The following is a 7,398-nucleotide window of genomic DNA, read 5'->3' as shown; positions in this document are numbered from 1 at the left end:
CGAACGCGCTCGCGCACTGGGTGATCGGCGACGGCGTCGGGCCCTCGATCGCGATCGGCCTCGCCAACGGCATGACGATCGGCGCGACCGGCTGGCTACTGGTCAGCCCCTTCGGTGCCGATCGCGACGACGAGCGGCGCGCGGTTGACGATCGCGGGAGTGATGAAGTCGCAGAGTTCCGGCCGATCGACGACATTGACCCGCACGCCCGCCGCACGCGCGGCTTCGGCGATCCGCCGGTCCTCCTCTTCGTCCTCGGTCGCCGCGAAGGCGAGCGCCGCCTCTTCGAGGTGGCCGGGGGCGAAGGCCTCCACCAGCAAGTCAGCCTGAACGCGCGCGACGTCGGCGAGCAGTTCGGCGCCGGGGCGATCCGAGACCACGACGATCCGGGCCGACGTCTCGCCGAGAAGGCGCGTCTTGGCCGCCGCCGCCGGGCCTGAGCCCACGATCAGGACCTTGCGGTCAGCGACTCGGTGAAACGCGGGAAAGGATGAAAGGCGCGGCAAGGGGCGCTCCGGCGGCATGCGGACCTGAATTCTACATATGGAAGCGCGATGGAGAAATAAATTACAAAATATAACTGTAATAACCCCTGTTGAGCTTAGACGTCTCGTGGGTCGACGCCGCCCTCCCCGCTGCGCGACGTTTTGCAGCGACCCGGCTGACATCCTGCCGCCTTCTTGCCCCGCCAATCCGGAAACGTGACCTGGCTCCCGAGGAGAAACAGGTGCTCCCAGGTTGCCGTTTCGGTCGCCGCCCTCTATCAACTCGGGCCGGGGACGTCCGGTATCGTTGCTTCACGTGCGCCGCTTGCGGCGCGCGTCCTTCCGCGCAGGTGGCCCATGTCCCGCATCTCCGAGCTCTCCGTTCCGGCCATCGTTCGTGCGATCCTGGCGCTCGCCGTGATCGTCGGCGGCGCGTCCGCGGCGTCGCCCGCCATGGCGCAGGGAGCTCCTGGCCCGTTGCCCGTTTCGGTCGCGAAGCCGATCAAGCGGGAAGTCACTGACAAAGCCGAGTTCACGGGGCGCTTCGAGGCCTCCGGCCTCGTCGAAGTGCGCGCCCAAGTCAGCGGCCAGCTGATGGAAGTCCTGTTCCGCGACGGCGCAGACGTCAAGAAGGGCGAGGCGCTCTTCAAGATCGATCCGCGGCCTTACCAGAACGCCCTCGATCAGGCGCAGGCTTCGGTAGCCACCGCCCGCACGCGGATCGACCTCACCAAGGCGGACGTCGATCGCGCCAAGGATCTGCTCAAGACCGGCAACATCAGCGATCAGGTCGCCCAGCAGCGCAACCAGGCCTATCTCGAGGCGCAGGCCTCGCTGCAGTCCGCCCAGGCTGCGCTCGCCACCGCCAAGCTCAACCTTGAATGGACGGACGTTCGCTCTCCGATCGACGGGCGCATCGGCCGCAAGCTTGTCACGGAAGGCAATCTGATCTCGGCGGGGGCGGGCGCCACGCTGCTCGCCACGATCGTCAACGTCCGCCCGATCTACTTCTATTTCGACGTCGATGAGCAGAGCTTCCTGCGCTACGTCGGTTACATCCGCGACAATCTGGTGAACGACGCCAACGGCGGCGCGCCGGTGTCGATCGCGCTCCCGGGTTCAGACAAGTTCAACATCGAAGGGCGCATCGACTTCGCCGACAACCAGCTCGACCAGCAGACCGGCACGTTGCGGCTGCGCGCCATCATGCCGAACCAGGATGCGTCTTTGGTCGCCGGCGTGTTCGGACAGCTGCGGATGCAGGCGAGCGAGCCCTTCGAGGCGCTGCTGGTGCCCGATGTGGCGATCCTGTCCGACCAGACCCGCAAGATCGTGATGACCGTGGGGCCGGACAACAAGGTCGTCCCGAAGGTCGTGGAGCTTGGGCAGCTCGACGGCGAACTGCGCATCATCAGGAGCGGTCTGACTCCTGACGACCGGGTCATCGTCGACGGTCTGATGCGCGCCCGCCCGGGCTCCGAGGTCATTCCGCAGACCGTCGATCCGACCAAGCCAGCGGACCCGGCGGCCGGGGCGGCGAAGCCGGCCGCGGGGAAGTAAGATGGGCTTCGGGCATTTCTTCGTCGATCGGCCGATCTTCGCGTCGGTCATCTCGATCGTCCTCGTCATCGTAGGGTTTGTCGCGCTGCTCGGACTGCCGATCGCGCAGTACCCCGAGATCGCTCCGCCCACGATCTCGGTCACCGCCCAGTATCCCGGCGCGAGCGCCGAGACGATCGCCGAAACCGTCGCCGCTCCGCTCGAGCAGCAGATCAACGGCGTCGAGGGCATGATCTACATGAACTCGCTCGCCACGGGCGACGGCCAGCTCCAGCTGACCGTGACGTTCCAGCCGGGCACCAACCAGGATATCGCGCAGGTTCAGGTTCAGAACCGCGTCAGTCAGGCGGATCCGCGCCTGCCGGAGGCGGTCCGCCGCAACGGCGTGCAGGTCAACAAGCGCTCATCGGACTTCCTGATGGTCGTGAACCTGATCTCGCCGAAGCGGACGCTCGACACGATCTACATGTCGAACTACGCCTCGGTGAACGTGATCGACGCGCTGAAGCGCATCGAGGGCGTCGGCGACATCCGGATCTTCGGCGAGCGCGAACTCTCGCTGCGCGTCTGGCTCGACCCCAACTCGCTGGCCGCCTACGGCCTCTCAGCCGGCGACGTCGTCAACGCGATCTCCGAGCAGAACGTCCAGGTCTCGGGCGGCTCGCTGGGCGCGCCGCCGTCGCCGCCCGGCACCGCACAGCAGATCACCGTCACCACCCAGGGCCGTTTCCACGACCCGGAGCAGTTCAAGCAGATCATCGTCCGGGCCACCCCGGACGGGCGCCTGCTGCGCGTCGGCGACGTCGCGCGCGTCGAACTCGCCGCCCGCTCCTACTCGTCGAACTCCTATCTCGGCGATGCTCCCACGGTCGGCATGGGCATCTTCCAGCGCCCGGGCACGAACGCCACCGAGGCGGCGGACCAGATCAAGGCCGCCATGGAGACGCTCAAGCAGGCGTTCCCGGAGGACCTCGAATACCGCATCGACTACAACCCGACCGAGTTCATCACTGAGTCGATCGACGCGGTCGAGGAGACGATCTACGAGGCGGTGGCGCTCGTCGTCATCGTGGTGTTCGTCTTCCTGCAGTCCTGGCGGGCGGCCATCGTGCCGGTCGCCGCGATCCCGGTCTCGCTGATCGCGACCTTCTTCGTGATGTCGGCGTTCGGCTTCTCGCTGAACCTGCTCACGCTGTTCGGCCTGATCCTGGCGATCGGCATCGTGGTCGACGACGCTATCGTCGTGGTGGAGAACGTCGAGCGGAACATCGCTCTAGGGAAGACGCCACGCGAAGCCGCGCACGCCACCATGGACGAGGTGGGCACGGCGGTCGTCGCCATTGCGCTCGTGCTCTGCGCCGTGTTCGTGCCGACGGCGTTCATCCCGGGCATCTCGGGCATCTTCTACAAGCAATTCGCGCTCACCATCGCGACCGCGACGGTGTTTTCGGCGATCGTCTCGCTGACGCTGTCGCCGGCGCTCTGCGCGATCCTGCTCAAGCCGCACCAGCATGGCGCCCGACGGGGCCTAGGCCAGAAGGCGGCGGATCTCTTCAACCGCAATTTCGACCGCGGCGCGCACAGCTATTCGCGCACCGTCGGCTGGATGGTCGGCCATCGCGCCGTGTTCCTGCTGATCTACGGCGTTCTGATCGGCGGCGCGGTCTACATGTTCTCCATCGTGCCGCGCGGCTTCATCCCGCAGGCGGACCAGGGCTACGCGATCCTGATCGCTCAGCTCCCCGAAGGCGCGAACCTGCAGCGCACCGATGAGGTGGCGCAGCGGGCCTCGGAGATCGCGCGCGGCGTTCCGGGCGTGAAGAACGCCGTCACGATCGCCGGCTTCAGCGGGGCGACCTTCTCGGCCGCCTCCAACGCTGCGACGAGCTTCATCATCTTCGACCCCTTCGAAGAGCGGAACAAGCATGGCGCAAGCCAGCGCGCCCCCGCCATCCTCGCCGAGGCGCAGAAGCGGCTCGGGGTGATCGAGGAAGCCTTCGTGATCGCGATCCTGCCGCCGACGGTGCGCGGCATCGGTCAGGGCGGCGGTTTCAAGATGTATGTCCAGGACCGCACCGGGATCGGCTTCCCGGCGCTCGAGGCGGCGGTCAACGGCATGATTCAGAAGGCCAACGCCAGCGGCCAGGTGACGGGCGTCTTCACGTCCTTCAACACACGGGCGCCGCAGGTCTATCTCGACATCGACCGCGTCAAGGCGCAGCAGCTGAACGTGCCGATCCAGAGCATCTTCGGCGCGCTGCAGACCCTGCTCGGCACCGCCTATGTCAACGACTTCACCGCGCTCGGCCGCACCTTCCAGGTGAACGCCCAGGCCGACGCGCCATTCCGGGTGAAGCTGGCGGACGTCTACCAGTTCAAGGTGCGGGCGACGAACGGCGCTCTTGTTCCGCTCGGCACGTTGATCACGGCGCGCAACCAGACGGGCCCCTACACGGTCGAGCGCGAGAACATCTACAACGCCATCGGAGTGCAGGGTAACGCCGCGCCTGGCGTGTCGACGGGCCAGTCCATCGCCTTCATGGAGCAGCTGTTCGCCGAGACGATGCCCCCCGGGGTGCAGTTCGAATGGGTCGACCTCGCCTATCAGGAGAAGCTTGCGGGCAACACGGCGATCTTCGTGTTCGGTCTCGCGATCCTGTTCGTCTTCCTGTTCCTGGCCGCGCAGTATGAGAGCTGGGCTTTGCCGCTCGCGATCATCCTGATCACGCCGCTGTCGCTGCTCGCGGCCCTGCTCGGCGTCCACGCCCGCGGGGCGGACAACAACATCCTGACGCAGATCGGCTTCATCGTGCTGATCGGCTTGGCGGCCAAGAACGCGATCCTGATCGTGGAGTTTGCCCGGCAGCGCGAGGAGGAGGGGGAGACCCCGACGCAGGCCGCCATCGACGCCTGCCGGGACCGTCTGCGACCGATCATCATGACGTCGCTCGCCTTCTCGCTCGGCGTGGTCCCGCTCGCCTTCGCGAGCGGCGCGGCCGCCGAGCTCCGGCAGGCGATCGGCACAGCGGTGCTCGCCGGCATGGTCGGCGTTACGATCCTCGGCCTGTTCCTGACGCCGGTGTTCTACGTCGCGATCCGGATGATGGTGATCCGCTTCCGCGGCAAGAAGCCGGGCGAGAACGGCGGCCCTCCCGCCGGCGAGGACAAGCCGGGCGGCGGCGACAAGCCGCCCAGCGGCGCCGCCCCGCACCCGGCCTGATCCGCGGGGTCACGCAGTCAAAGAAAAGGAGCGGCCGCTCAAGCGCGCCGCTCCTTTTTTGTGTCCGGCCGGTGTCAGAGCCCCTGCGGGCGAGGTCAGCCCTGGAGGGCGCGGGCCACGATCTCCTGCGCCTCGGCCTCGATCCGCCGGAGGTGGTCCGGACCCAGGAAGCTTTCCGCATAGATCTTGTTGACGTTCTCGGTGCCCGAGGGCCGGGCGGCGAACCAGCCGTTTTCGGTGACGACCTTGATCCCGCCGATCGGCTCGCCATTGCCGGGCGCGCGCGTCAGGCGTTCCCGGATGGGGTCGCCGGCCAACTCGTCGCCCTTGATCTGGTCCGGGGACAGGCTCTTCAGCAGCGACTTCTGCTTCGGCGTCGCTGGGGCGTCGATCCGGCCATAGAGCGGCGCGCCGAGCCGCTCCGTCAGCTCGTGGTAGATCTCGCCCGGGTCGCGGCCCATGACGGCGGTCATCTCGGCCGCCAGCAGGCCCATGATCATGCCGTCCTTGTCGGTGGTCCAGACGCTCCCGTCCCGCCGCAGGAAGGATGCGCCGGCGCTCTCCTCGCCGGCGAAACCCATCGTGCCGCCATGGAGCCCGTCGACGAACCACTTGAAGCCGACCGGCACCTCCTTGAGCTCCAGCCCGAGCGATGCGGCCAGCCGGTCGATCACGCTGCTCGACACAAGGGTCTTGCCGACCGCCGGCCGCCCCTTCCAGTCCGGCCGGTGCGCGTAGAGGTATGAGATCGCGGCCGCGAGATAGTGGTTGGAGTTCAGCAGCCCGCAGGACGGCGCCACCACCCCGTGCCGGTCGGCGTCGGGATCGTTGGCGAAGGCGACGTCGAAGCGATCCTGCAGCTCGATGAGCTTCGCCATCGCGTAGGGCGAGGAGCAATCCATCCGGACCTTGCCGTCCCAGTCCGCCGTCATGAACCGGAAGGTCGGATCGACCGCGTCGTTCACGATCGTCGCGTCGAGGCCGTAGCGGTCGATGATCGGCGCCCAGAACTCCAGGCTTGAGCCGCCCAGCGGATCGATCCCGATCCGTACGCCGGCCGCGCGGATCGCCGCCATGTCCAGGACGTTGGCAAGATCGTCCGAATAGGCGGCGACGAAGTCGTGGCGCTGGGTGGTGGACGCCGCCAGCGCCGCCCGCAGGGGCGTCCGGCGCACGTCCCGCAGCCCGTCCTCGATGAGGCTGTTGGCGGTCTTCTCGATCCAGCTGGTGGCCTCGCTTCCGGCCGGGCCGCCGTTGGGGGGATTGTATTTGAAGCCGCCGTCCTCGGGCGGATTGTGCGAGGGCGTGATGACCACGCCGTCGGCGAGCCCCCGCTCCCGGTCGCGATTGTAGGTCAGGATCGCGTGCGAGATCACCGGCGTGGGAGTGAACCGCGCATTGGCCGAGATCCTGACCTCGACTCCGTTCGCGGCGAACACCTCGAGCGCGCTCGCGAACGCCGCTTCCGAAAGCGCATGCGTGTCCTTGCCGACGAACATGGGCCCGTCGACGCCCGCGCGCTGGCGATACAGGCAGATCGCCTGAGCCACCGCGACGATGTGCGATTCCGTGAAGTTCGAAGCAAACGACGTTCCGCGGTGGCCCGAGGTCCCGAACGCGACGCGCTGCGACGCGTCGCTCATATCCGGGCGGCCGGTGAAATACGCCGTCACCAGCGCGGGCACGTCGACCAGCGCGGACGGCGCCACCGGCTTGCCGGCGAGCGGACTGACATCTGCTGACACGAAGTTCCCCCTGTGGACGCGAACGCCGCGGCAAGATGGGGCGCCGAGGCCCCGCAGCCAAGTCAGCGGACTAGCGTTCGAGCGTGAGCCGGTCGCGCGCCGTTTCGACCCGGCGCAGGCGCCCCAGGAAGCTCATGCCGAGCAGGTTCTCGTTCATCGCGCCACGGGTGAGCACCACGGCGGGCACATCGAGCACCTTGACCGACCCGATGCGGACGTCGCGGAGCACGACGCGCTTCGCGCCGACCGAACCGCTCGCGGTCGCGACACGCGCGTCGAACCGGTCGCCGCCGGAGACAAGCCCGAGCGCCTCGCCCTGCTCAAAGGAGAGCGCCACGACGGTGGCACCGGTGTCGACGAGCATCGGCACGCGCCGGCCGCCGATCGT

5 protein-coding genes are annotated in these 7,398 nt (G+C 67.8%); 2 read left to right on the top strand and 3 right to left on the bottom strand.

The window, feature by feature from the left end; all coding sequences use genetic code 11:
• Positions 1-95: 95 nt before the first annotated feature.
• Entirely contained in the window at positions 96-524 is a 429-nt protein-coding gene (locus ACIKT0_RS10245; protein ID WP_407105252.1) for a precorrin-2 dehydrogenase/sirohydrochlorin ferrochelatase family protein, read from the bottom strand.
• A 318-nt stretch (positions 525-842) separates the two neighbouring features.
• Here ACIKT0_RS10245 and ACIKT0_RS10240 point away from each other — a divergent pair, with 318 nt between their 5' ends.
• Complete coding sequence (locus tag ACIKT0_RS10240) at positions 843-2,045, top strand: efflux RND transporter periplasmic adaptor subunit (protein ID WP_407105251.1); 1,203 nt, start codon at positions 843-845, stop codon at positions 2,043-2,045.
• Between the two features lies 1 nt (position 2,046).
• Complete coding sequence (locus ACIKT0_RS10235; RefSeq protein ID WP_407105250.1) at positions 2,047-5,265, top strand: efflux RND transporter permease subunit; 3,219 nt, start codon at positions 2,047-2,049, stop codon at positions 5,263-5,265.
• A 95-nt stretch (positions 5,266-5,360) separates the two neighbouring features.
• On the opposite strand, the gene pgm is transcribed toward ACIKT0_RS10235, so the two are convergent.
• Positions 5,361-7,010: a phosphoglucomutase (alpha-D-glucose-1,6-bisphosphate-dependent) gene (pgm, locus tag ACIKT0_RS10230; RefSeq protein WP_407105249.1), complete on the bottom strand. Its 1,650-nt coding sequence runs from the start codon at positions 7,008-7,010 to the stop codon at positions 5,361-5,363.
• Positions 7,011-7,080: 70 nt separating this feature from the next.
• Positions 7,081-7,398: retropepsin-like aspartic protease family protein (locus ACIKT0_RS10225; protein ID WP_407105248.1), on the bottom strand; the 318-nt coding region annotated here is incomplete at its 5' end.

This window comes from Hansschlegelia beijingensis, from assembly GCF_045505405.1.
GTDB lineage: Bacteria > Pseudomonadota > Alphaproteobacteria > Rhizobiales > Methylopilaceae > Methylopila > Methylopila beijingensis_A.
The sequence above is the reverse complement of the archived record's forward strand: the minus strand, read 5'-3'. Positions and strand labels throughout refer to the sequence as shown.